Here is a 1,804-nt window from a genome sequence, read left to right on the forward strand (position 1 = left end):
CATTATGTGGCATCAGATTGCTTGCCACAAAAAACTGCTTACCCAAGGCATGTGCTTCTTCAATACCTTGCTGCAAGACGGGTAATTTATGGAAATCATTATTACGCACTCGTAAACTATAGCGCGGCTGACCGGCATAAACGGCATCGGCACCATATGCATAGGCATAACGCATATGTTGCAAGCTTCCTGCTGGTAATAGTAATTCCGGCGCATTCATCGCATGATTTCCCATATAAAAAAAGTGGGTAATTATAATCTAAATCTACAAAAAACCAATAAAAACAGTAGTCTCATCACAAATACAGCTCACGCATGGATGCATTCAATTCAATATAAGGTAATAATCATCGCCAAGTAATACATTAAGGAAGCTCTTTGAGAATATTGATCATTTCTCTACTAGCAACCGTTCTATTAACGGCATGTCGAGAAACACCACCACAACTCGAGCAAATAAAAGAACGTGGCAAGTTACGTGTACTGAGTCGCTATAGTCTCACCAGCTATTATGTTAAGGGCAATGAAGCTCTGGCAGGTTTTGAATACGAGCTGGCTGAGCGATTTGCCGATCGCCTCGGTGTCAAACTCAAGATTATCGTGCCGGATAACCTTGGCACGATGCTGCATATGATTGAACAAGGTCGAGCAGATATCGCGGCGGCCGGTTTAACCGTTACAGAGCAGCGTAAAGAGTTATTACGTTTTGGTCCCGTTTATCATGAAGTCACACAGCAGCTTGTTTATAAACACGGCAGCAAAAAACCAAAAGACATCACTGACATCATCACTGGCACACTTGAAGTGGTCGCAGATAGCAGTCACGTCGAACAATTACATGAATTACAGCAAGAAATACCCGAACTCAGCTGGCGTGAAAATCAAGAGTTAGATAGTCGAGGCTTACTTGAACTGGTTCAGCTAGAACTGATTGATTACACGATTGTTGACTCAAATGAGATGTCTGCCAACCAGTCTTTGTTCCCTGAGTTACGTGTAGCCTTTGATATATCTGAACCGCAACCGCTTGCATGGGCCATGTCGCCAACAAATGACGAGTCACTCTATCTCGAAGTCGTGGACTTCTTTCATGATATGGAAGCATCAGGCGAGCTCGATAAACTGATTGAGAAATACTATGGGCACATCCGGCGCTTTGATTATGTCGACACACGTGCCATCCATCGTCGTATCCAGACGCATTTACCACTCTATAAAGACCTATTCCAAGCAGCAGCGGATGAGTATGGCTTCGACTGGCACTTACTGGCTGCGATGGCTTATCAAGAATCCCATTGGAACCCTGAAGCCGTATCCAGCACAGGTGTGAGGGGATTGATGATGCTTACCCGCGCCACAGCCAAGCAGATGGGCGTCACTGACCGGGAAGATCCTGAACAAAGTATTTTTGCAGGCGCAGCCTACCTAGCCTCATTGTATAGTCGACTGCCTAAACGTATTAAAGATCCTGACCGCACCTGGTTTGCGTTGGCTGCATACAACACCGGGCTCGGTCATCTTGAAGATGCACGAGTCATCACTCAGACTCGTGGCAAAAATCCTGATTCCTGGACAGATGTTAGAGAAAACCTGCCCTTACTTTCTAAGAAAAAATGGTACTCAAAGACTCGACATGGTTATGCACGTGGCAATGAACCCGTGAGGTATGTACAAAATACTCGACGCTATTTAAATATTATTTTGCATCATGAAGATATCATCACACCAATAGAACAATCTATTCCGGCTGTTGATGAAAAGTTACCCGCTGCATTGTAAAAAATGCCGGCTGAGCGGCAGTGAG

1 protein-coding gene and 1 pseudogene are annotated in these 1,804 nt (G+C 44.7%); one reads left to right on the forward strand and one right to left on the reverse strand.

All coding sequences use genetic code 11. The features are described from left to right. Positions 1-220: pseudogene (locus tag B4K20_RS04430) on the reverse strand (U32 family peptidase); the annotation flags it as partial. A gap of 158 nt (positions 221-378) precedes the next feature. On the opposite strand from B4K20_RS04430, the gene mltF reads away from it, so the two are divergent. Then, the gene (mltF, locus tag B4K20_RS04435) at positions 379-1,779 is read left to right on the forward strand and encodes a membrane-bound lytic murein transglycosylase MltF (RefSeq protein WP_289282019.1); all 1,401 of its coding nucleotides are present in this window, start codon (positions 379-381) and stop codon (positions 1,777-1,779) included. Positions 1,780-1,804 lie beyond the last annotated feature (25 nt).

It is taken from the genome of Methylophaga sp. UBA5088, assembly GCF_002414625.1.
Lineage (GTDB): Bacteria > Pseudomonadota > Gammaproteobacteria > Nitrosococcales > Methylophagaceae > Methylophaga > Methylophaga marina.